Genomic DNA, 22037 nt, shown 5'->3' with positions numbered 1-22037 from the left:
AGATTTCAATTTTGCATTCCTAAGTTCAGAGGTAGTCATGATTAAGAAAATCGGTGTGTTGACAAGCGGCGGTGATGCGCCGGGCATGAACGCGGCAATTCGTGGTGTTGTCCGTGCAGCGCTGACGGAAGGCCTGGAAGTTTTTGGCGTTTATGACGGTTATTTGGGCCTGTATGAAGATCGTATGGTTCAGCTCGACCGTTACAGCGTGTCTGACATGATCAACCGTGGCGGTACTTTCCTCGGTTCTGCGCGCTTCCCGGAATTCCGTGATGAACACGTTCGTGAAGTGGCTATCGAAAACATGAAGAAACGCGGCCTGGACGCCCTGGTGGTTATCGGTGGTGACGGCTCCTACATGGGTGCAAAACGTCTGACCGAAATGGGTTTCCCGTGCATCGGTCTGCCGGGCACCATCGACAACGACATCAAAGGTACTGACTACACTATCGGCTTCTTTACCGCGCTGGGTACCGTTGTTGAAGCGATTGACCGCCTGCGTGACACCTCGTCTTCTCACCAGCGTATCTCTATCGTTGAAGTGATGGGCCGTTACTGCGGCGACCTGACGCTGGCGGCAGCCATTGCGGGCGGTTGCGAATTTATCGTCGTGCCAGAAGTCGAATTTAGCCGTGAAGATCTGGTGGCTGAAATCAAAGCGGGCATCGCGAAAGGTAAAAAACACGCGATCGTGGCTATCACCGAGCACATCTGTGACGTTGACGAGCTGGCGAAGTACATTGAAGCCGAAACCAAACGCGAAACCCGCGCGACCGTACTGGGTCACATCCAGCGTGGCGGTTCCCCAGGCCCTTACGACCGTATTCTGGCGTCTCGTATGGGCGCGTACGCTATCGATCTGCTTCTGCAGGGTCACGGCGGCCGCTGCGTCGGTATTCAGAACGAAAAACTGGTTCACCATGACATCATCGATGCGATTGAAAACATGAAGCGTCCGTTCAAAGGTGACTGGCTGGACTGCGCGAAAAAACTGTACTGATCGGCGTTTGGTTTGTGCCGGGTGGCGGCTTCGCCTTACCCGGCCTACAAAAGCACGGTTCGTAGGCCCGGTAAGCGAAGCGCCACCGGGCTTTTTTCTCCGCACCATTTGCCTTTTTATTCCACTACGTTATAGCCAATCTTTTTTTATTCTTTAATCCTCGATTCGCTTTCTGGCACGCTGCATTCATCAAAACACTACACAAGAGAGCTGGGCGATGAATAAATGGGGCGTGGGTTTAACATTATTGCTGGCATCGACCAGCGTTCTGGCTAAGGACATCCAGTTACTGAACGTGTCATACGACCCGACGCGTGAACTGTACGAGCAATACAACAAAGCGTTTGCGGCACACTGGAAACAGGAAACCGGCGACAACGTCGTGGTTCGCCAGTCCCACGGTGGTTCTGGCAAGCAGGCGACCTCCGTCATCAACGGGATTGAAGCCGACGTGGTGACCCTGGCGCTGGCCTACGATGTTGACGCGATCGCCGAGCGTGGCCGTATCGACAAAAACTGGATCAAACGCCTGCCGGATAACTCCGCGCCATACACCTCGACCATCGTTTTCCTGGTACGTAAAGGCAACCCGAAACAGATCCATGACTGGAATGACCTGATTAAGCCGGGTGTGTCAGTCATCACGCCTAACCCGAAAAGCTCTGGCGGCGCTCGCTGGAACTACCTGGGCGCATGGGGCTACGCGCTGCACCATAACAATGGCGACCAGGCTAAAGCGCAGGAATTCGTGAAAGCGCTATATAAAAACGTTGAGGTGCTGGACTCCGGCGCACGTGGCGCCACCAACACCTTCGTCGAGCGTGGGATTGGCGACGTGCTGATCGCATGGGAAAACGAAGCCCTGCTGGCCACTAACGAACTGGGTAAAGACAAATTCGAGATCGTGACCCCAAGCGAATCAATTCTGGCTGAACCGACCGTCTCCGTGGTCGATAAAGTGGTTGAGAAGAAAGATACCAAAGCGGTGGCGGAAGCCTACCTGAAGTATCTGTACTCGCCAGAAGGCCAGGAAATTGCGGCGAAAAACTTCTATCGTCCACGCGATCCGGCCGTTGCGAAGAAATACGAAAGCGTATTCCCTAAACTGAAACTCTTCACCATTGATGACGAGTTCGGTGGCTGGACCAAAGCGCAGAAAGAGCACTTCTCTAACGGCGGCACCTTCGACCAGATCAGCCAGCGCTAACTCATTAGCCCATGACACGGTGACCCGGCGTGAGAAATCCGCCGGGTTTTTTATTTGGTCATCATTTTGCGTTACTCTTTTGCCTCTATTGAAAACAGGGAACGCGTTGTGAAAAAAATTATCTTATTGCTCCTCATTGTCATCGCCCTGGCCGCTGGCGGTGTGTACTGGATGAAAGCGGGTAATCCGAATGCGTTGCGACATATCGTTCTCGACCAGTGTGTGCCGAATCAGATCCAGAACCGTAACCCGGCACCGTGTGCGCAGGTGAAAACGGACGCAGGCTACGTGGTGTTTAAAGATCGCAACGGGCCGCTGCAGTACCTGCTGATGCCAACCTACCGCATCAACGGCACCGAAAGCCCGCTTTTGACCGAATCTCATACTCCGAACTTTTTCTGGCTGGCCTGGCAGTCACGCAGCTTTATGACTCTGAAGCGCGGCTCCGAGGTGCCTGACAGCGCCATTTCGCTGACGATTAACTCGCCGACAGGGCGCACGCAGAACCATTTCCATATTCATATTTCCTGCCTGCGCCCGGACGTGCGCGAGAAGCTCAACGCGGCACAGGGAGAAATCAGCACCCAGTGGCTGCCTCTTCCCGGAGGGCTGGAAGGACATGAGTATCTTGCTCGCCGGGTGACGGAAAATGAACTGGTGCAGCGCAGCCCGTTCATAATGCTGGCTGAAGAGCTGCCGGAAGCGCGCGACCATATGGGGCGCTTTGCCCTGGCGATGGCGCAGCAGTCGGATGGCTCGTTTGTGTTGCTGGCGACCGAGCGCAATCTGTTGATGCTCAACCGCGCGTCGGCAGAGGAATTGCAGGATCATCAATGCGCTATCCTGAAGTAACCCCACCATAAATCGCGTTTACTCGGGCTGCCTGTCACCGTAGACTTGCTGAAAAATTCTACAGGAGACAGGTATGTCGCTCTGGTTAACGTATCCTCTGCTGCTACCCTCACTGATTGTTGGCGTCACCATCGTTCTGTGGGCGACGTCGCTATTGCCGGAATTCATCACCGCGCTGCTGTTCTTCACGGCGGCGATGACCGCCAGAATCGCCCCGCCGGAGGTCATCTTCGGCGGTTTTGCCTCGTCGGCTTTCTGGCTGGTATTCAGCGGCTTTGTGCTCGGCGTGGCGATCCGTAAAACCGGACTGGCGGACAGGGCCGCCCGGGCGCTGTCGGCAAAGCTCACCGACTCCTGGGTATTAATGGTAGCGAGCGTGGTGCTGCTGAGCTATGCGCTGGCGTTTGTGATGCCGTCGAACATGGGACGTATTGCGCTGCTGATGCCGATTGTCGCGGCGATGGCAAAACGCGCCGGTATCGCCGACGGCTCCCGCGCCTGGTTTGGTCTGGCGCTGGCGGTAGGGTTCGGGACTTTCCAGCTTTCGGCGACGATTCTGCCCGCTAACGTCCCTAATCTGGTGATGAGCGGTGCGGCGGAAGGCTCGTACGGCATCCATCTGAACTATGTCCCGTATCTGCTGCTGCACACGCCGGTGCTGGGCATTCTCAAAGGCCTGATCCTGATTGGCCTGATCTGCTGGCTATTTCCCGGTAGCCCGAAACCGCCGAAGGAACAGGCGCCGTCTGAGCCTATGGGGCGGGACGAAAAGCGTCTCGCCTGGCTGCTGGCGGTGGTGCTGGGGATGTGGGTGACGGAGAGCTGGCACGGCGTGGGACCCGCGTGGACGGGGCTGGCTGCGTCGATCATCGTTATGCTACCGCGTATAGGTTTTATCACCGGGGAGGAGTTTTCTGCGGGGGTGAATATGCGCACCTGTATCTACGTTGCCGGTATTTTGGGGCTGGCGATCGTCGTGACCCAAACCGGCATCGGAACGGCGGTGGGCGAGGCGTTGCTCCGCATTATGCCGCTGGATGCAGACCGACCGTTCACCAGTTTCCTGGCGCTGACCGGTATTACCACCGCACTCAACTTCATTATGACCGCCAACGGCGTGCCGGCGCTTTACACCACCCTGGCGCAGAGCTTCTCGGACGCGACCGGCTTCCCGCTGCTGTCGGTGATCATGATTCAGGTGCTGGGCTATTCTACGCCGCTGCTGCCGTATCAGGCGTCGCCGATTGTGGTGGCGATGGGGCTCGGGAAGGTGCCTGCAAGGGCGGGGATGGTGCTTTGTCTGGCGCTGGCGGTGGCAACTTATCTGGTGCTGCTGCCGCTGGATTATCTGTGGTTTAGCGTGTTAGGTAAGTTGTAGCGTTTTTGTAGGGCGGGTAAGCGCAAGCGCCACCCGCCACAAAGGCAATTACGCCTGTTTAGCCGCTTCTGCCGCTTTAACGATCACCGCGAAAGCGTCCGCTTTCAGGGATGCACCGCCAACCAGTGCGCCATCGATGTCTGGCTGGGTGAACAGCTCAGCAGCGTTGGAGGCGTTTACGGAACCGCCGTACTGGATGATCACTTGCTCAGCGACTTTGGCGTCAGCTTTCGCAATGTGGTCACGGATGAATTTGTGAACCGCCTGAGCCTGCGCAGGGGTTGCTGATTTGCCGGTACCGATCGCCCAGACTGGCTCGTAAGCGATTACCGCGCCTTCGAACGCTGCCGCGCCCTGGGTTTTCAGCACGGCGTCGATCTGACGTGCGCACACTTCTTCGGTTTTGCCCGCTTCGTTTTCTGCTTCGGTTTCACCGATGCACAGAACCGGGATCAGACCCTGCTCTTTCAGCACGGCGAATTTCTTCGCGATGAACTCATCAGATTCTTTGTGATAGGTGCGACGCTCGGAGTGGCCGATGATGATGTATTTCGCGCCGATATCTTTCAGCATTTCAGCGGAGGTTTCACCGGTGAACGCGCCAGACAGGTTAACGTCAACGTTCTGCGCGCCCAGAATGATGTGGCTGCCGTCAGCGGCGTGTTTAGCCAGATCCAGGTACATATCCGGCGGAGCGATAGCAACCGCGCAGCCCGTCACGCCAGCCAGCTCTTTACGCAGGTTCGCAACCAGTTCGTTTACCATGTGGCGGCTGCCGTTCAGTTTCCAGTTACCCATCACTAAAGGATGTCGCATTTCAATTCTCCACGCTCAATAAGCGAATTAAGGAATATGGCCACCCTGTCGGGCAGCATGGTCTGTGAATCAGTATAGAGATTTTCCCTCGAAAGGCTTTGCTTTTTGTCATTAATTCGCCCCGTCGAGAGTGTCAGATAGTGCCAGCTTAATCGGTTCAACAGCGAAGGTCAGTCCTTTTTCGCCGTTGTCCGCTACAACATAGCGGATCGCGCCTTCGGTATCGGCGTAGTAACGCTTGTTTTTCCCGGCGGTAAGGAGTTTTTGCAGCTTTTGCTGACTTTGCTTTTTCGTCAGCGCAGGGGTAAAGGCCTGCAATACCGCGCTCATGTACTCCAGCGCTTTCGCCTTAGCGGCTTTCTGCTCTGGCCCCTGTATTGGCAGCCAGGTGATTTGCATGCTTTTGATTTTTAACGTCCCGCGCTCCAGCGCCGTGGAGGCATACAAATTCTCGTTAATCTTGCTTGCCGCACGGGTCAGGGTAGGCGTGTCGCGGGGGCCATCGATGGCGCGAAACTCATCCAGCGGCAGCGTAGGGTTGGCCTGATTGAAGGTTTCACGAAACTCGCTGATGGACTGATCGAATGACGGCGCGCCCGCCAGCAGATACGGAGCTGTGGTCGGGGCAGTGGTTTCGGCGGCGTGCAGGGGATAACCCACGCTGAGCAGCGCTAAACACAGGAAGAGAGAACGTGCCGAACTTTTCATCAACATTGCCCCTGGCCGTAAGTGCTCATGATTAAAACGATATCTGGTCGGCTTGTCAAAAGGTCACAACTCCAGGGTAAAATGCGCGCTATACGATAATAAGGAACCTTACATGACCATACAGCAGTGGCTGTTTTCGTTCAAAGGGCGTATTGGACGCCGTGATTTCTGGATCTGGATGGTGACGTGGATTGTCGCCATGCTGCTTCTGTTTTTCGTTGCCTATAACGCATGGCTAAGCACGCAAACGGCGGCCTTCGCGCTGGTCTGTCTGCTATGGCCAACGGCGGCTGTCGTCGTGAAACGGCTGCACGATCGCGGACGTTCCGGCGCGTGGGCATTTCTGATTATTCTGGCGTGGATGCTGGTGGCGGGAAACTGGGCGATGCTGCCGTCCATCCTGCCGTGGGTTGTGGGCAGGCTGCTGCCGTCGGTCATCTTCGTGATGATGATTGTCGATCTGGGCGCGTTTATTGGCACCCAGAGCGAAAACAAATACGGTAAAGACACCGTTGAGGTGAAGTACCGCTGATCACCAGTAGTGTTCGGCGGTCATATGGCCCGGTCGGCGGCGAAGATGTTTCGTCATCTGCCGGGTATCCTTCAGAAGCTGCTGCGTGTCGCGAACCATCTGCGGATTGCCACACAGCATGACGTGGCTGGTTTCAGCGTTCAGCGGCAAACCTACCGCGTCTTCCAGGGCTCCACTCTCAATTAACGCCGGCACGCGACCGGTCAGCGCTCCTGCTACGGTTTCGCGGCTGACCACCGTCTGAATCTTTAACTTTCCGCCGTACTGCTGTTCCAGCGCCCGCATCTGCGGCAGGTAGCTCAGGTCTGCAGCGTAGCGTGCAGCGTGCACCAGCACGATGTTTTTAAAGCGCTCCAGATCTTTGCCGTACTGCAAAATAGAGAGATAAGGGCCGATGGCCGTGCCGGTTGCCAGCATCCAGAGCGTGTCACAATCAGGGATCTCTTCGAGCACAAAGAAGCCTGCCGCTTCACTCACAATTTGCACGTCGTCGCCGGGCTTGAGGGCGGCAAGGCGCGGGCTGAGCTTACCGTCCGGAACGGTGACCAGATAGAACTCAAGATCCGGGTTATCAGGCGCGTTAACGTAAGAGTAGGCGCGCTGCACGCGTTCGCCGTCGACATCCAGCCCCAGCTTGGCGAATTGCCCGGCTTTAAACGGGTGTACGGGAGCATGGACGGTGAGACTAAATAGCGCATCGGTCCAGAACTCTATTTTCGTGACTTTACCTGTTACCCAGTCCGCCATGATCTTCTCCTGTGCTGTTTCTCTGTTCTATCTTCCGTACTTGTGGTGACAATTTCCAGCCCGTCAGGGCCGGAAAGCTCTATCGATCAAACGGTTTTACAGAATGTGCGTCTGTACGTCCGGGTCTTTGCGGTCGAGATAGTGGATAGACTGGATGCGGCGAATGGTGCGCGATTTACCGCGGATCAGCAGCGTTTCGGTCGTCGCCATATTGCCCTTGCGGGTGATACCGTTCAGCAGATCGCCTTTGGTGATGCCGGTCGCGGAGAAGACAACGTTATCGCTACGGGCCATCTCGTCCAGCGCGAGCACTTTATTGGCCTCGATGCCCATCGCTTCGCAGCGCGCCAGCTCGTTTTCTCCGATACGGCGGTTCTCTTCGCTGTCGCCTTTTACCTCGTGACGGGGCAGCAGACGAGCCTGCATGTCGCCATCCAGCGCGCGGATCACTGCCGCAGAGACGACACCTTCCGGCGCGCCGCCGATGCCGTACAGCACGTCTACTTCGCTGTCCGGCATGCAGGTCAGGATCGAGGCGGCAACGTCACCGTCAGGAATAGCAAACACGCGCACGCCGAGCTTTTGCATCTGCGCGATGGTGGCGTCGTGGCGCGGTTTGGCCAGAATCGTCACGGTCAGTTCGCTAAGGGGTTTGCCCAGGGCTTTGGCGATGTTGTGCAGGTTCTCTTCCAGCGGCAGGCTGAGGTCGATTGCGCCCTTTGCGCCAGGCCCGACAATCAGCTTTTCCATGTACATATCTGGCGCGTTAAGGAAGCAGCCCTTATCGCCTACGGCCAGCACCGCCAGGGCGTTGGCCTGACCCATTGCCGTCATGCGCGTACCTTCGATCGGGTCGACGGCGATATCCACGGCATCGCCTTTGCCGGTACCGACTTTTTCACCAATATAGAGCATTGGCGCTTCGTCGATCTCGCCTTCGCCGATCACGATGGTGCCGTCGATGTTGACCTGGTTAAGGACAATGCGCATGGCATGGACGGCTGCGCCGTCTGCGGTATTTTTGTCGCCACGACCCAGCCATTTATAGCCTGCAAGGGCGGCCGCTTCGGTGACGCGGGAAAACTCGATAGCAAGTTCACGTTTCATGAGGTACTCGTGCAATCAAAAGGAATTGCACGAAGTTTATCACAGAGTGGGGAGGGGGGTTTTAAGTCCCCTCTCCCCTTTGGGGGGCTTACTCGTCGTGCTCTTCCCACGCCAGGGCGCGTTTCACCGCTTTCTTCCAGCCGCTGTAGCGGAAGTTACGCTCGGTGGTTTCAATGCCCGGGCGGAATTCGCGTTCGATCACCGCTTTTTCCTGCAGCTCGTCCAGGTTCTGCCAGAAGCCTACCGCCAGACCGGCAAGATACGCCGCGCCCAGCGCCGTCACTTCACGCACTTCAGGACGCTCAACGCGGGTGCCCAGAATGTCGGACTGGAACTGCATCAGGAAGTTATTCGCGACCGCACCGCCGTCCACGCGCAGGGCGTGCAGACGAATGCCGGAGTCAGCCTGCATCGCTTCCAGCACGTCGCGCGTCTGGTAGGCGATGGATTCCAGGGTGGCGCGAATAATGTGGTTAGAGTTCACACCGCGCGTCAGGCCGAAAATTGCGCCGCGTGCATACGGATCCCAGTACGGTGCGCCCAGACCGGTGAACGCAGGTACCACGTACACGCCGTTGGTGTCTTTCACTTTGGTCGCGAAGTACTCGGAATCGAACGCATCGCTGATCAGCTTCATCTCGTCGCGCAGCCACTGGATAGACGCACCGGCCATGAACACCGCACCTTCCAGCGCATAGTTCACTTCGCCGCGTGGACCGCAGGCGATGGTGGTCAGCAGGCCGTTTTCTGATTTCACCGCTTTCTCGCCGGTGTTCATCAGCATAAAGCAGCCGGTGCCGTAGGTGTTCTTCGCCATCCCTTCTTTGACGCACAGCTGGCCGAACAGCGCCGCCTGCTGGTCACCAGCAATACCGGCGATAGGAATACGGGTGCCGCCTTTACCGCCGATGTTGGTCTGACCGTACACTTCTGAAGACTTGCGCACTTCAGGCAGCATCGCGCGTGGGATATCCAGGGCGTCCAGCATCTTGTCATCCCACTCCAGGGTGTTGATGTTGAACAGCATGGTGCGCGAGGCGTTGGTGTAGTCGGTGACGTGAACGCGTCCCTGGGTCATCTTCCAGATGAGCCAGGTGTCAACGGTACCGAACAGCAGCTCGCCGCGTTTAGCACGCTCGCGTGAACCTTCCACATGGTCGAGGATCCATTTCACTTTGGTGCCGGAGAAATACGGGTCAACCACCAGACCGGTGGCGCTGCGCACGTACTCTTCCATGCCGTCGCGCTTCAGCTGTTCGCAGATCTCAGAGGTACGGCGGCACTGCCAGACGATGGCGTTGTAAATAGGCTTACCGGTTTCACGTTCCCAGACAATCGTCGTTTCACGCTGGTTAGTGATACCAATCGCGGCAATCTCGTCGGAACTGATATCGGCTTTCGCCAGCACTTCGACCAGCGTGGAGCTTTGTGACGCCCAGATCTCCATCGGGTCGTGTTCTACCCAGCCTGGACGAGGATAAATTTGCTCAAATTCGCGCTGTGACACGCTGACGATGTTCGCGTCATGATCCATTACGACAGCGCGGGAGCTGGTAGTGCCCTGGTCGAGCGCAACGATATATTTTTTTTCGGTCATGGTATGTGTCCCGTAGTCAGATTACAGCGAAGCTTTTTGTTGTGCGGTAGAAGTCGTTTCCTTCTCCTCTTCCACACAGGTGTCGCACGGTAAATGGCGACCAATTAATTTGCGGTAGCTGAACGCACCCAGCGCAGCCCCGACAACCGGCGCAAACAGCGGTACCAGGAAGTAAGGAATGTCTTTGCCTCCGGTGAAGGCGACGTCGCCCCAGCCTGCGATGAAGGCGAACGCTTTTGGTCCGATATCACGTGCCGGGTTCATCGCGAAGCCGGTCAGCGGGCCCATGGAGGCGCCAATCACCGCAATCAGCAGGCCAATCAGCAGGGGGGCCAGCGGGCCGCGCGGAATGCCGTTTCCGTCGTCGGTCAGCGCCAGGATAACGCCCATCAGAATAGCGGTAATCACCATTTCAACTGCGAACGCCTGCACAAAATTGATATGCGGGTTTGGGTAGGTTGAGAAGATGCCTGCCAGATCCAGACTTTCGACGCTGCCGCGTACCATATGATGCGTCTGTTCGAAGTCGATGAAAAGATTGTAATAAAGCCCGTAAACTAACGCCGCTGCGCAAAACGCGCCGGCAAACTGAGAAAGAATGAAAGGAACAACTTTGCGTCCGTCGAAGCACGCGAACAGCCACAGTGCGATTGTCACCGCCGGATTAAGATGTGCACCAGACACTCCTGCGGTCAGGTAGATGGCCATCGCCACGCCCAGACCCCAGATGATACTGATTTCCCACTGACCAAAACTGGCACCTGCCACTTTCAGTGCAGCGACACAGCCCACTCCGAAGAATATCAACAACCCGGTACCAAGGAACTCGGCAATGCACTGGCCTTTTAAGGTTGATGTCTGACTCATAATCGGAATCCTGAAGAAATTGATGTTTATTGTTAGCATGGCCGCCCGTGACAGCCACGATGCCCTGTAGACATAGTGTTAATTTATCGTTAACGAGCAAAAACGAGAAATATCGAAATCAAAATGTGTGGTCTGCGTCAATAAAATGAGCGTTTTCGCGCCATAAAGCACATTTTTGCAGCAGTGCAGGATCGGTACAGGAATGTGAGCTGAATCATTTCATTAACGAATCAGTTAACAATTTAGGGGTATATGACGCGAACGCACCAGGACCAGACCTAAAAGTGTTGCAAACCGCGATCTGCGCGGTGTGTCGCTGGACACAGAGCGCCGCGCTCCATACAATCGACGGTATATGTCGTGCGCGTTTATGTTAAAGCGTCGCCTTGCAATTCAGGAGAGGTAGCATCATGTCTTTAGAAGTGTTTGAGAAACTGGAATCGAAAGTACAGCAGGCGATTGACACCATCACCCTGCTGCAGATGGAAATTGAAGAGCTGAAAGAGAAGAACAACAGCCTGGCGCAGGAAGTTCAGAACGCGCAGCACGGCCGCGAAGAACTGGAGCGCGAAAACAACCAGCTGCGCGAACAGCAGAACGGCTGGCAGGATCGCCTGCAGGCGCTGTTGGGACGTATGGAAGAAGTCTGATTCCCATTGGGATGAACTGAACAGGCCGGGTAAGGCGATGCCGCCGCCCGGCTTTTTTTATGGTTCTCGCTGACTGACATCCAACCATAAAAAGCCCTGGTGTTAGCCTGCTTTACGGTAGTGAATACACCTTTCCCTGGACCGATGCCCATTTGCGAGATGGCGGAAAGGGACGCTGTATCATAAAGAGCATCAACCATAGCGTTAAGGTTTTCATAGACAATTAGGATTTTATAAAGGTTCTGAGGGGTTGCCCAAGGTTTAGACGAGAGTATGATGAAGTTCCTTGGTGTTAGTCTGTAAGACTTCCCAACGGACCGCGAATCCCGAGGGACAAAAAAACCGCCACATTGCTGTTGGCGGTTTTTTTATGGTTCACGCTTACGGTTTTACTACTCGATATCCAGCGGATCTTCGGAAAGGATAATGCCGGTATTATCGGCGTAGAGATGGTCGCCGGAGAAGAAGGTCACGCCGCCGAAATTGACGCGCACGTCGCTTTCGCCGATACCGTCACCCGCCGCCCCTACCGGTATGGCCGCGATGGCCTGAATCCCGATATCCAGGTCTTCCAGATCGTCCACCTGGCGCACGGAGCCGTACACCACAAGGCCTTCCCATTCATTCTGGACGGCAATGCCGGCCAACTCAGCATCAATCAATGCACGGCGCACGGAACCGCCGCCATCGACCACAAGAACGCGGCCGCGGCCGTTCTGTTCGAGCAGATCGTACAGCAACCCGTTGTCCTCGAAACATTTCACCGTGACGATCTGTCCGCCAAACGACGACCGCCCACCAAAGTTGGAGAACAGCGGTTCAACGACGTTGACATCTTCCTGGTAGATGTCACAAAGCTCGGAGGTATCGTATTTCATAGGTTTAACGCTCAGTTGCTGCGAATGTGTTCAGTATATCGTGCGAAATGCGTTGTTGGCAAAATCATCAATTGTTAATTGATATTTGTCAGCTAACTGAGCGTCTGGCTTAAGACAATCCCGATGACGAACAACAGGTTAGTCAGCAGCGCGCCTTTTACCGTGCGCTCCAGCATCGGCGGCATGGCGGACGGGCTGAGCTCACGCATCACAAAGCGAGCCTGCTTAATCAGCAGCGGCGCGGCAAGCACAAACAGCCAGCCCCACACGCTCTGCAACGAAATCAGGTTAAACAGCGCCAGGCACACCAGCGCGCCAGTGAGCAGGCAGGCATGATAGCGGCGCGCATTCACCGGCCCCAGACGCACGGCCAGGGTATTTTTGCCATTCTCGCGATCGCTGTCGATGTCGCGCAGGTTGTTGATGTTGAGCACTGCCGTCGCCAGCAGGCCGCAGGCGGTCGCGGGCAGGAACAGGGCAGGGATCACCGTATGCGCCTGCAGGTACCAGCTTCCCATCACGCTCAGCCAGCCGAAGAAAACCAGTACGGAGATATCACCGAGCCCAATATAACCGTAAGGACGCGTGCCGACGGTGTAGGTGATGGCCGCGATAATGGCCAGTAAACCCAGCACCAGGAAGCCAATGAAATCGCTGGGAGTCTTAGACGCCACCGTCACCAGCGCCAGGCCGGATGCGCAGATCAACACCACGGTGATAATCAGCGCGCGCTTCATCTGCGCCTGGGTAATCACCCCTTTCTGCATTCCGCGCAGTGGCCCTATGCGGTCCGGCTTGTCGCTGCCTTTTACCGCGTCACCGTAGTCGTTGGCGAGATTGGAGAGGATTTGCAGCAGGCCGGCGGTAATCAATGCCAGCGCGGCGACCAGCGGATCAAAATAACCCTGCCACCAGGCAAGGGCGGTGCCGACGATAATCGCGGCAAAGGCCAGAGGAAGTGTTTTAGGGCGCAGACTTTCGAGCCACGCCTGAGTACGGCTGATGTCAGTCATAAGTATTTAGCCAATAAAAATGGGGGCATTAGCCCCCATTAAACGTGATGAGAATCCAGTAACCGCGATTATAGGATAAAACGGCTCAGATCTTCATCTGCCACTAACGCATCCAGATGTTTACTCACATATTCTGCGTCAATGGTAACGGTTTGACCGTTCAGGTCGCTCGCGTCGTAAGAGATATCTTCGACCAGGCGTTCCAGCACGGTATGCAGACGACGCGCACCAATGTTTTCGGTGGTTTCGTTCACCTGCCATGCAGCCTGAGCAATACGTTTGATACCGTCTTCGGTGAACTCGAGGTTCACGCCTTCGGTCGCCATCAGCGCTTTGTACTGTACGGTAGCAGAGGCGTTTGGCTCAGTCAGGATACGTTCGAAATCTTCGGTGGTCAGCGCCTGCAGCTCAACGCGGATAGGCAGACGGCCCTGCAATTCCGGGATCAGATCCGACGGGCTGGCAACCTGGAAGGCACCTGATGCGATAAACAGGATGTGGTCCGTTTTCACCATGCCGTGCTTGGTGGAGACGGTGCAGCCTTCTACCAGCGGCAGCAGGTCGCGCTGAACGCCTTCGCGGGACACATCCGGGCCGGAGCTGTTGCCGCCGCGCTTACAAATCTTGTCGATTTCGTCGATAAACACGATACCGTGCTGCTCAACCGCGTCGATAGCGTCCTGCTTCAGCTCTTCCGGGTTCACCAGCTTCGCGGCTTCTTCTTCAATCAGCAGCTTCATTGCGTCTTTAATTTTCAGCTTACGCGCTTTCTGCTTCTGGCCGCCCAGGTTCTGGAACATGGACTGCAGCTGGCTGGTCATCTCTTCCATGCCCGGAGGCGCCATGATTTCCACACCCATTGGTGCGGCAGCGAGATCGATCTCAATCTCTTTGTCGTCCAGCTGGCCTTCACGCAGTTTCTTGCGGAACGCCTGACGCGCAGCGGACGGTTCCGCCTGCTGTTCTGCCTGGCCCCAGTTGTTTTTTGCCGGTGGGATCAGCACGTCGAGAATACGCTCTTCGGCCATCTCTTCCGCGCGATAGCGGTTTTTCTCGATCGCCTGGACGCGCACCATTTTGATCGCCGAGTCGGTCAGATCGCGGATGATGGAGTCCACTTCTTTACCCACGTAGCCCACTTCGGTGAACTTGGTGGCTTCAACTTTGATGAACGGCGCGTTGGCCAGCTTCGCCAGACGACGGGCGATTTCGGTTTTACCGACGCCGGTCGGGCCGATCATCAGAATGTTCTTCGGCGTGACTTCGTGGCGCAGCTCTTCGTCAAGCTGCATACGACGCCAGCGGTTACGCAGGGCGATAGCCACGGAGCGCTTGGCGTTATCCTGGCCGATAATGTGTTTGTTCAGTTCGCTGACAATTTCGCGTGGGGTCATTTCAGACATGGGAGATCCTTACGCTTTGGAGGTCAATTCTTCGATGGTGTGGTTGTGGTTGGTATAGATGCAGATATCACCTGCAATATCCAACGCCTTCACCGCGATATCACGCGCGTTCATGTCGGTATTTTCCAACAGCGCGCGGGCTGCAGCCTGGGCATAAGGGCCGCCAGAGCCGATGGCAATCAGGTCATTTTCCGGCTGAATCACGTCACCGTTACCGGTGATGATAAGCGATGCGGTCTCATCGGCTACCGCCAGCAGCGCTTCGAGCTTGCGCAGCATGCGGTCGGTACGCCAGTCTTTCGCCAGCTCAACGGCAGCTTTCACCAGATGACCCTGGTGCATTTCCAGTTTGCGTTCAAACAGTTCAAACAGCGTGAAGGCATCCGCCGTGCCGCCTGCAAAACCGGCGATCACTTTGTCGTTGTAGAGACGGCGCACTTTCTTCACGTTGCCTTTCATGACGGTATTACCCAGCGTGGCCTGGCCATCACCGGCGATTACCACATGGCCGTTACGGCGTACACTTACTATTGTTGTCACGAGCAGACCCCCTGGTTACAGAATCGGGAAACAGAAGCCCTGAGCCTGTGCTCAGGGCTGAATTAAATGATAGATGGGGGGGATTTCGGGGGTTTCAACCCCCGGAGGCGAGTCGAATGCAGTTTGTGTGGCCGGCGACTTTCAAACGCGAAATGGTGCCATCGGCATTTTCTTTGCCTTTGACCGGACCAATCACCACGCGATTCCAGCCGTTATTGGTGGTAATACGCGAATCAAACCCTTCAAAGGCCAGCTGAGCACGTACCGTTTCCGCCTGCTCGGCACCTTTGAACGAACCGCACTGTACCATCCAGCGGCGCTCATCTTTTTTCTCGGTCGTCTGCTTCGGCGCTTCGGTCTCTTTGGTGACCGGTGCGGCCTGCTGCGTTTTCGGCTGCTGCGCGGTGGTATGCGCTGGCGTCTGGAGCAGATCCTGATACGGCTGAGCCGCCTGTTTCTGCGGCTGCGTTTTCGGCTGCTGTTGGACAGGCTGAGACTGCACCGTACGCGTCTGCTGCTGGTATGGTTGTTCCGTTACCCGCGGCTGCGCTTTAGGCTGCTGCACCGGCTGGGTTTGCGCCCACTGCTGCTGCTGTTGCTGCTGAATCTGCTGTTGTGCCTGACGTCGCTGCAGCGTTTGCTGGCGCTGCGCTGGCGTCTGTTCATTCCACGGCACTTCGTTCAGCTGCGTAGGCTGCTGGCGCATATCGGCCTGCATTTGTGCCAGCAGCTGACGCTGTTCATCCGTCAGCTGATTCGCATTCTGTACTTCACCACCCGCAGAAGGTTCGGTTGGCGCACGTACCCCAGGCTGACGGCTTTCCAGCTCTTTGATATAGCGCCAGCGCTCTTCAGGCTTCGGAGGAAGGCCGTTTCCGGCGACTTTACTGGCCTGAAGCGCCTCAGACTCTTCTTTTTTATGGTGCGTGATAAAGTACAGGCCACCAATAAAGGCGACGACTACAGCCGCAGCAATAGCGACCATTGCTGGCGAGACAGCAGGCAGGTTACGTTGCTTTTTCCTTGAGCTACTCTTTTTGCGTCGCGAAGGTGCCGGCTGGCCGCGACGTACATAATCTCGTTGTGCCACTATCGTTTCGCTGTATTTATTCGTTCGTCAGCCCGCCATGTTACTTAAGCGGCGGGGCTTTGACCAGATAAGGGTATCCGAAAGACGTTTACTTTAAGTCAATGCCTGGGTCGTGCCGCGAACAATCAGTTCGCAGTCCAGCAACCGCGAGCCGCTGCTAACTGTTTGACCGTGAAGCTGATCCAGCAGCAGAAGCATTGCTTCGCGGCCGATTTGATAGCGCGGCTGAGCGACCGTTGAGAGCGGCGGATCGCAAAATTCCGAAAGCGAAATATTATCGAATCCGATGATCGATAAATCTTTCGGTATGCGAAGGCCGCGGCGTTTGGCATACGATAATGCACCCAGCGCCATCACGTCGCTGTGACAAAATACGGCGGTTGGCGGCTCAGGCAGGTCCAGAAGTTTCTCCAGCGCCTGTCCACCCGCAGCGAAGGTAAAATCACCGCGCGCAATATAGTGTGGATCGACGGTGACGCCGGTACGGCGCAGCGCCTGAACGTAGCCCTGTAAGCGGTAGTGACACAGCGGCATCTCTTCCGGTCCGGCAATACAGCCAATACGCTTATGCCCCAGTTCCTGGAGATAGTTTACGGCGTTGAATGCGGCGGTGAGGTTATCAATGTGGACCGTCGGCAGCTCTAGCTCTGGCGCAAACTCGTTGGCCATGACCATCGGCGGTAAATTACGCTGCTCTTCAATGCTGGCATCAAACGGCAGGCGAGAGCCAAGCAGCAGCATGCCGTCGATCTGCTTGGTGATAATGAGATCGATGAAGGTTTTTTCCTGCTGGTTCTGGTGAGCACAGTCGCCAATCAGCACCAGATAACCCTGTTCCGCTGCGGTGACTTCAATACCGCGGATAATCTCGCTGAAGAAAGGGTCACAGATGTCCGGTACGATCACCAGGATGGTGCGCGACTCATTGCGTTTGACGTTACGCCCCATCGCCTGTGGGAAATAGCCCACTTCAAGCGCAGCCTGCTCCACCCGGTTCCGGGTCGCCTGGGAGACTTTATCCGGGTTCATTAATGCGCGGGATACCGTTGCCGTAGAGACCTGCGCTTTCTGGGCAACGTCTTTCATGGTCGCCGGTGCAACCTCTTTCCTGGACTTCAACGTCTTCTCCTCGCCTGAACACCGAACTTCTGACATCACCATTTTTACAGATAGTTAATGGAATCGGTTACAGAATTTTCATAAAAAGTGTGAGGAGCGTTAAATTTTTCGATCCGTCTTCAGCCTTCGATGGGATCGACGTCCAGTACCCACTTCACTTTTCGCGCTTCGGGCAGGGTGTTAATCAGCACCAGCGCGCCGCTGACGATGTGCTGAAGACGAACGCGAGAGGGGTGCTGGAGCAAAATTTGCCAGCGAAAACGTCCGCTGCGTTTTGGGGCGAGTGCCGGCACCGGGCCCAAAATCCACAGCTGATTATCCACCAGCGGACTGGCCTGCAGGAGGTTTCTCAGCTGCTGCAGGAAAAGCGGCGCCTGCTGGTTGTTGTGGTCTTCCGCGCGGATGATGACGTGGCTGGTCCACGGCGGCAGCTGCATGGTCTGGCGTTCGGCCAGCGCCTGCTCGGCAAAGGCGTCATAGCCTTTGTGCAGAAGGGTTTGCAGCAGCGGGTGCTCCGGGTGGTGCGTTTGCAATACCACTTCGCCCTGTTTACCAGCACGCCCGGCGCGCCCTGCCACCTGGGTATAAAGCTGAGCGAAGCGCTCGGCTGAGCGGAAATCTGCCGAGAACAGCGCGCCGTCCACGTCCAGCAGGGCGACCAGCGTCACGTCCGGGAAGTGGTGGCCTTTTGCCAGCATCTGAGTGCCAATCAGGATGCGTGCGCCGCCGCGATGCACTTCCGCCAGCTGCTGTTCCAGCGCGCCTTTGCGGCTGGTGGTGTCCCGGTCGATGCGGGACAGGGGCACGTCGGGGAAGAAGGGCGCAAGGGCCTGTTCCAGCTGTTCCGTTCCCAGCCCCACCGGCACGATATGCGTTGAGCCACATGACGGACACTGGCGCGGCACCGGACGCTGGCTGTCGCAGTGGTGGCAGCGTAAATGCCGCTGGGCCTGGTGGAAGGTATAGTAGTGGTCACAGCGCGGGCACTCGGCAATCCATCCGCAGTCGTGGCACAGCAGGGCAGGTGCAAATCCGCGACGGTTAAGAAACAGGATCACCTGATTGCCCGCCTGCAGGTGCTGGCGCATGCGGGTAATCAGTGCAGGCGCAAGCCCGGCCTGGACCTGCTGACCTTTCAGATCCAGTACGTGCTGAATGGCCGGACGGGCATTCCCCGCGCGACGCGTCAGGCGCAGCATATGGTATTTACGCTGGCGCACGTTGTGCAGCGTTTCGAGCGCAGGCGTGGCGGAGCCGAGAATAATAGGAATTTGCTCGCTGTGGGCGCGATAAACAGCCAGATCGCGGGCGTGATAGCGCCAGCCTTCCTGCTGTTTATAGGAGCTGTCGTGTTCTTCGTCGATCACGATAACGCCAAGATTTTTAAACGGCGTAAACAGCGACGAGCGGGTGCCGATCACAATCGCCGCTTCGCCGTTTTTCGCTTTCAGCCAGGCGCTGAGGCGTTCGCTGTCGTTCAGGCCGGAGTGCAGCACCTCAACCGGCGCGTTAAAGCGTTCGCGAAAGCGGGCGATGGTTTGCGGCGTCAGGCCAATTTCCGGCACCATCACCAGCGCCTGTTTGCCCTGCGCAAGCACGTTTTCCAGCACGCTCAGGTAGACTTCCGTCTTGCCGGAGCCCGTCACGCCCGCCAGCAGCCAGGCGGAGAAATGATCGGAGGCGCTATGAATCGCGCCCACAGCGGTGGCCTGTTCGGTATTCAGACGCAGGCGATCCCCTGAAACGGAGAAACTCTCGCGCCAGTCGTAAAGGGCAGGCGCTTCGCTTGCCAGGTCGCTCAACCCTTTCTTTCTTAATGCCTGTAGCGCCGTTTCGCTGACTTCAAGTTCGTCGATCTGATGCCGCCAGATTTTCCCCTGACGCAGCGCCGCCAGGGCCTGCTGCTGTTTCTGTGAGCGCTTGAGGCTGTTAATGTCGACGGCCTGTCCATCTTCCGTAGCAAACCAGTACCACATCGGCGCATGGCTGGCGCTTTTGCCCTGGCGCAGCATGATGGGCAGGGCGTGGAACAGGACGTCGCCAATGGGGTGATGATAATAATCCGCCGCCCACAGCAGCAGTCGCCAGGTGCTGGTGGAATAAACGGGCTCGCTGTCGAGCACCTCAACCACCGACTTCAGTTCATTGAGCGGCAGTTCGCTTCGATCGCTGACGGAGACAACAATTCCCACGCGCTGCTGTTTGCCAAACGGCACGGTCACGCGACAGCCCGCTTTGGCGCTCATGCTGTCGGGCAGCAGGTAGTCAAAGGTGCGGGGAAGCGGAACGGGAAGGGCAACGTGAGCGACGGGCATCGAATCTTCCTGACTTGAAAAGTGGCGCGTTAGTATACACATTAGTGAAAGCGGCGTGCGGATCAGTTTGCATACGTTGGTCAAATTCTGTATGATTCGCCGCCTTTGGTGTACTTTACGCCAAAGAACTTACAATCAACATCGCGTGGTGTCTGGCGTTAGGGCTGGAAGAGCGACGCGGCCTTAACTGAGGTTCTCCCATGAAAAAAGATATTCACCCGAAATACGAAATGATTACTGCAAACTGTTCTTGCGGTAACTCTATCCAGATCCGCTCTACCGTGGGTCACGATCTGAACCTGGACGTGTGCGGCAAATGCCACCCGTTCTACACTGGTAAGCAGCGTGATGTTGCAACCGGTGGCCGTGTTGACCGCTTCAACAAGCGTTTCAGCATCCCGGGCGCTAAATAAGTTTCCCGAAAAAAAGGCACCGCAAGGTGCCTTTTTTGTATCCGCTTCTCAGTATTCCCACGTCTCCGGGTCGATACCCAGTTCACGCATAATCACCTTCGCCTCTTCCGGGATTTCATCACTGCGCTCTTTACGCAGATCTTCATCGTTCGGCAACGGTTGACCGGTAAACGCATGCAGAAACGCTTCGCACAGCAGCTCGCTGTTGGTTGCGTGGCGCAGGTTGTTCACCTGACGACGCGTACGTTCATCGGTGAGGATCTTCAACACCTTCAGAGGAATAGAAACCGTAATTTTTTTTACTTGTTCACTCTTCTTACCGTGCTCAGCGTATGGGCTGATATATTCGCCGCTCCATTCAGCCATGAGATACCTTTAATCCTCTCAGTCATTTATCTAAAGGTGCAAAACCTGTAACCACTCGTTTTGAACCGCAATCTTGCCTAGTTTACCGTAGAGACGATACCGTGGCACGGATATTGCCGCTGCAGCGTGCACTAAAGCATATAATTTTAACGGCTATTTGCGCATTGCTCAATCTATACGCAAAGAAGTTTAGATGTCCAGATGTATTGACGTCCATAATTTCAATGTTTACTCTGGTGCCTGACTTTTCACCTCATTCGCCAGGAAGCCCTCACCATGACGCGTAAACAGGCCACTATCGCAGTGCGTAGCGGATTAAATGATGACGAGCAGTACGGCTGCGTTGTCCCGCCCATTCATCTTTCCAGTACCTACAACTTCACCGGATTTAATGAACCCCGCGCGCATGATTACTCGCGTCGTGGCAACCCTACGCGTGACGTGACCCAGCGCGCGCTGGCCGAGCTGGAATGTGGCGCAGGCGCCGTATTAACCAATACGGGGATGTCCGCCATTCACCTGGTGACCACTGTGTTCCTGAAACCAGGTGACCTGCTGGTTGCGCCGCACGATTGCTACGGCGGCAGCTATCGCCTGTTTGATAGCCTGGCAAAACGCGGCTGCTATCGCGTACTGTTTGTCGATCAAAACGATGAACAGGCGCTGAAACAGGCGCTGGCAGAGAAGCCAAAGCTGGTTCTGGTGGAAAGTCCAAGCAATCCATTGTTGCGCGTTGTCGATATTGCGAAAATTTGTCAGCTCGCAAGGGATGCGGGAGCGATAAGTGTAGTGGATAATACGTTCCTCAGTCCGGCCCTTCAGAACCCACTCGCACTGGGTGCCGATCTGGTATTGCATTCATGCACTAAATATCTGAACGGCCATTCTGATGTGGTCGCGGGCGTGGTGATTGCCAAAGATCCCGACGTTGTCACCGAACTGGCATGGTGGGCCAATAATATTGGCGTCACCGCGGGCGCCTTCGACAGCTATCTGCTGTTGCGCGGCATTCGCACGCTGTCGCCGCGCATGGAAGTGGCGCAACGCAATGCCCAGGCGATTGTCGATTTCCTGAAAACCCAGCCGCTGGTGAAGAAGCTCTATCACCCGTCGCTGCCGGAAAATCAGGGGCACGAGATTGCCGCGCGCCAGCAGAAAGGGTTTGGCGCGATGTTAAGTTTTGAACTGGACGGTGACGAGCAAACGCTGCGTCGCTTCCTGAGCGGGCTGTCATTGTTTACGCTGGCGGAATCCTTAGGTGGGGTTGAAAGCTTGATCTCCCACGCCGCGACCATGACGCACGCAGGTATGGCACCGGAAGCACGTGCCGCCGCCGGGATTTCTGAGACGCTGCTGCGGATCTCAACCGGTATTGAAGATTCTGAAGATTTAATTGCCGATCTGGAAAATGGCTTCCGGATCGCAGCCAAGGGGTAATC

General features: G+C 56.3%; 22 protein-coding genes. 8 read left to right on the top strand and 14 right to left on the bottom strand.

Translation table 11 applies throughout. The features are described 5' to 3' along the window. The first annotated feature begins 37 nt into the window (after positions 1–37). The 4 genes from pfkA to DOU50_RS19385 all read left to right on the top strand — a co-directional run bounded on the left by pfkA (position 38) and on the right by DOU50_RS19385 (position 4437). Positions 38–1000: a 6-phosphofructokinase gene (gene pfkA / locus DOU50_RS19400; RefSeq protein ID WP_023309696.1), complete on the top strand. Its 963-nt coding sequence runs from the start codon at positions 38–40 to the stop codon at positions 998–1000. 217 nt (positions 1001–1217) lie between these two features. Then, the gene (locus DOU50_RS19395; protein WP_024909198.1) at positions 1218–2207 is read left to right on the top strand and encodes a sulfate ABC transporter substrate-binding protein; all 990 of its coding nucleotides are present in this window, start codon (positions 1218–1220) and stop codon (positions 2205–2207) included. 108 nt (positions 2208–2315) lie between these two features. Next, positions 2316–3059, top strand: a complete 744-nt coding sequence (locus DOU50_RS19390) for a CDP-diacylglycerol diphosphatase (RefSeq protein ID WP_024909197.1) — start codon at positions 2316–2318, stop codon at positions 3057–3059. A 73-nt stretch (positions 3060–3132) separates the two neighbouring features. Beyond that, entirely contained in the window at positions 3133–4437 is a 1305-nt protein-coding gene (locus DOU50_RS19385; RefSeq protein ID WP_148769945.1) for an SLC13 family permease, read from the top strand. Positions 4438–4485: 48 nt separating this feature from the next. Here the strand turns inward: DOU50_RS19385 and tpiA are convergent, their stop codons facing one another. Further along, on the bottom strand, positions 4486–5253 hold the full coding sequence (gene tpiA, locus DOU50_RS19380; RefSeq protein ID WP_014172206.1) for a triose-phosphate isomerase: 768 nt from the start codon (positions 5251–5253) through the stop codon (positions 4486–4488). Positions 5254–5364: 111 nt separating this feature from the next. Beyond that, a complete protein-coding gene (locus tag DOU50_RS19375; protein ID WP_024909195.1) occupies positions 5365–5961 on the bottom strand; it encodes a DUF1454 family protein in 597 nt (198 codons plus the stop codon). A 112-nt stretch (positions 5962–6073) separates the two neighbouring features. Between DOU50_RS19375 and DOU50_RS19370 the strand changes: the two genes are divergently transcribed. Then, positions 6074–6493: a DUF805 domain-containing protein gene (locus tag DOU50_RS19370; RefSeq protein ID WP_023333860.1), complete on the top strand. Its 420-nt coding sequence runs from the start codon at positions 6074–6076 to the stop codon at positions 6491–6493. On the opposite strand, the gene fpr is transcribed toward DOU50_RS19370, so the two are convergent. The 4 genes from fpr to DOU50_RS19350 all read right to left on the bottom strand — a co-directional run bounded on the left by fpr (position 6494) and on the right by DOU50_RS19350 (position 10811). Beyond that, positions 6494–7240 carry a ferredoxin--NADP(+) reductase gene (gene fpr / locus DOU50_RS19365; protein ID WP_024909194.1) on the bottom strand — a complete coding sequence of 249 codons (747 nt, stop codon included), beginning with the start codon at positions 7238–7240 and terminating at the stop codon, positions 6494–6496. It lies immediately after the preceding gene. Positions 7241–7336: 96 nt separating this feature from the next. Continuing rightward, positions 7337–8347 carry a class II fructose-bisphosphatase gene (gene glpX, locus DOU50_RS19360; protein WP_024909193.1) on the bottom strand — a complete coding sequence of 337 codons (1011 nt, stop codon included), beginning with the start codon at positions 8345–8347 and terminating at the stop codon, positions 7337–7339. An 88-nt stretch (positions 8348–8435) separates the two neighbouring features. Continuing rightward, entirely contained in the window at positions 8436–9944 is a 1509-nt protein-coding gene (gene glpK, locus DOU50_RS19355; protein ID WP_014885706.1) for a glycerol kinase GlpK, read from the bottom strand. A 21-nt stretch (positions 9945–9965) separates the two neighbouring features. Continuing rightward, a complete protein-coding gene (locus DOU50_RS19350) occupies positions 9966–10811 on the bottom strand; it encodes an MIP/aquaporin family protein (protein WP_014885705.1) in 846 nt (281 codons plus the stop codon). A 410-nt stretch (positions 10812–11221) separates the two neighbouring features. On the opposite strand from DOU50_RS19350, the gene zapB reads away from it, so the two are divergent. Further along, the gene (gene zapB, locus DOU50_RS19345; protein ID WP_010436935.1) at positions 11222–11461 is read left to right on the top strand and encodes a septal ring assembly protein ZapB; all 240 of its coding nucleotides are present in this window, start codon (positions 11222–11224) and stop codon (positions 11459–11461) included. A 392-nt stretch (positions 11462–11853) separates the two neighbouring features. On the opposite strand, the gene rraA is transcribed toward zapB, so the two are convergent. From rraA to priA, 7 genes are all read right to left on the bottom strand, one after another. After that, complete coding sequence (gene rraA / locus DOU50_RS19335) at positions 11854–12339, bottom strand: ribonuclease E activity regulator RraA (RefSeq protein WP_023309687.1); 486 nt, start codon at positions 12337–12339, stop codon at positions 11854–11856. Positions 12340–12431: 92 nt separating this feature from the next. Beyond that, complete coding sequence (menA, locus tag DOU50_RS19330) at positions 12432–13352, bottom strand: 1,4-dihydroxy-2-naphthoate polyprenyltransferase (RefSeq protein ID WP_032648463.1); 921 nt, start codon at positions 13350–13352, stop codon at positions 12432–12434. Positions 13353–13420: 68 nt separating this feature from the next. Further along, a complete protein-coding gene (gene hslU / locus DOU50_RS19325; protein WP_023309685.1) occupies positions 13421–14755 on the bottom strand; it encodes an HslU--HslV peptidase ATPase subunit in 1335 nt (444 codons plus the stop codon). Between the two features lie 9 nt (positions 14756–14764). Further along, the gene (gene hslV / locus DOU50_RS19320; RefSeq protein WP_008501802.1) at positions 14765–15295 is read right to left on the bottom strand and encodes an ATP-dependent protease subunit HslV; all 531 of its coding nucleotides are present in this window, start codon (positions 15293–15295) and stop codon (positions 14765–14767) included. Between the two features lie 94 nt (positions 15296–15389). Then, the gene (ftsN, locus tag DOU50_RS19315; RefSeq protein WP_148769941.1) at positions 15390–16385 is read right to left on the bottom strand and encodes a cell division protein FtsN; all 996 of its coding nucleotides are present in this window, start codon (positions 16383–16385) and stop codon (positions 15390–15392) included. Between the two features lie 93 nt (positions 16386–16478). Beyond that, positions 16479–17504: a DNA-binding transcriptional regulator CytR gene (cytR, locus tag DOU50_RS19310; protein ID WP_023309683.1), complete on the bottom strand. Its 1026-nt coding sequence runs from the start codon at positions 17502–17504 to the stop codon at positions 16479–16481. Positions 17505–17623: 119 nt separating this feature from the next. Continuing rightward, a complete protein-coding gene (gene priA / locus DOU50_RS19305) occupies positions 17624–19819 on the bottom strand; it encodes a primosomal protein N' (RefSeq protein WP_148769939.1) in 2196 nt (731 codons plus the stop codon). A 200-nt stretch (positions 19820–20019) separates the two neighbouring features. Here priA and rpmE point away from each other — a divergent pair, with 200 nt between their 5' ends. After that, positions 20020–20232 carry a 50S ribosomal protein L31 gene (gene rpmE, locus DOU50_RS19300; protein ID WP_003862040.1) on the top strand — a complete coding sequence of 71 codons (213 nt, stop codon included), beginning with the start codon at positions 20020–20022 and terminating at the stop codon, positions 20230–20232. 48 nt (positions 20233–20280) lie between these two features. Here the strand turns inward: rpmE and metJ are convergent, their stop codons facing one another. Then, positions 20281–20598: a met regulon transcriptional regulator MetJ gene (gene metJ, locus DOU50_RS19295; RefSeq protein ID WP_015966498.1), complete on the bottom strand. Its 318-nt coding sequence runs from the start codon at positions 20596–20598 to the stop codon at positions 20281–20283. A gap of 276 nt (positions 20599–20874) precedes the next feature. On the opposite strand from metJ, the gene metB reads away from it, so the two are divergent. Next, positions 20875–22035, top strand: a complete 1161-nt coding sequence (gene metB / locus DOU50_RS19285) for a cystathionine gamma-synthase (RefSeq protein WP_148769937.1) — start codon at positions 20875–20877, stop codon at positions 22033–22035. Positions 22036–22037 lie beyond the last annotated feature (2 nt).

This window comes from Enterobacter sp. C6 (genome assembly GCF_008122455.1).
GTDB classification, from domain to species: domain Bacteria; phylum Pseudomonadota; class Gammaproteobacteria; order Enterobacterales; family Enterobacteriaceae; genus Enterobacter; species Enterobacter pseudoroggenkampii.
Note: the sequence above shows the minus strand (reverse complement) of the source record. Positions and strands in the feature narration are given on the sequence as shown.

Excerpts from the sequence above, each read along its gene's own strand:
- glpX (WP_024909193.1), bottom strand. The coding sequence starts at position 8,347 with ATGAAACGTGAACTTGCTATCGAGTTTTCCCGCGTCACCGAAGCGGCC.
- zapB (WP_010436935.1), top strand. The coding sequence starts at position 11,222 with ATGTCTTTAGAAGTGTTTGAGAAACTGGAATCGAAAGTACAGCAGGCG.
- pfkA (WP_023309696.1), top strand. The coding sequence starts at position 38 with ATGATTAAGAAAATCGGTGTGTTGACAAGCGGCGGTGATGCGCCGGGC.
- fpr (WP_024909194.1), bottom strand. The coding sequence starts at position 7,240 with ATGGCGGACTGGGTAACAGGTAAAGTCACGAAAATAGAGTTCTGGACC.
- metB (WP_148769937.1), top strand. The coding sequence starts at position 20,875 with ATGACGCGTAAACAGGCCACTATCGCAGTGCGTAGCGGATTAAATGAT.
- rraA (WP_023309687.1), bottom strand. The coding sequence starts at position 12,339 with ATGAAATACGATACCTCCGAGCTTTGTGACATCTACCAGGAAGATGTC.
- priA (WP_148769939.1), bottom strand. The coding sequence starts at position 19,819 with ATGCCCGTCGCTCACGTTGCCCTTCCCGTTCCGCTTCCCCGCACCTTT.
- DOU50_RS19370 (WP_023333860.1), top strand. The coding sequence starts at position 6,074 with ATGACCATACAGCAGTGGCTGTTTTCGTTCAAAGGGCGTATTGGACGC.
- menA (WP_032648463.1), bottom strand. The coding sequence starts at position 13,352 with ATGACTGACATCAGCCGTACTCAGGCGTGGCTCGAAAGTCTGCGCCCT.
- DOU50_RS19375 (WP_024909195.1), bottom strand. The coding sequence starts at position 5,961 with ATGAAAAGTTCGGCACGTTCTCTCTTCCTGTGTTTAGCGCTGCTCAGC.
- hslU (WP_023309685.1), bottom strand. The coding sequence starts at position 14,755 with ATGTCTGAAATGACCCCACGCGAAATTGTCAGCGAACTGAACAAACAC.
- glpK (WP_014885706.1), bottom strand. The coding sequence starts at position 9,944 with ATGACCGAAAAAAAATATATCGTTGCGCTCGACCAGGGCACTACCAGC.
- rpmE (WP_003862040.1), top strand. The coding sequence starts at position 20,020 with ATGAAAAAAGATATTCACCCGAAATACGAAATGATTACTGCAAACTGT.
- DOU50_RS19350 (WP_014885705.1), bottom strand. The coding sequence starts at position 10,811 with ATGAGTCAGACATCAACCTTAAAAGGCCAGTGCATTGCCGAGTTCCTT.
- DOU50_RS19385 (WP_148769945.1), top strand. The coding sequence starts at position 3,133 with ATGTCGCTCTGGTTAACGTATCCTCTGCTGCTACCCTCACTGATTGTT.
- tpiA (WP_014172206.1), bottom strand. The coding sequence starts at position 5,253 with ATGCGACATCCTTTAGTGATGGGTAACTGGAAACTGAACGGCAGCCGC.
- DOU50_RS19395 (WP_024909198.1), top strand. The coding sequence starts at position 1,218 with ATGAATAAATGGGGCGTGGGTTTAACATTATTGCTGGCATCGACCAGC.
- metJ (WP_015966498.1), bottom strand. The coding sequence starts at position 20,598 with ATGGCTGAATGGAGCGGCGAATATATCAGCCCATACGCTGAGCACGGT.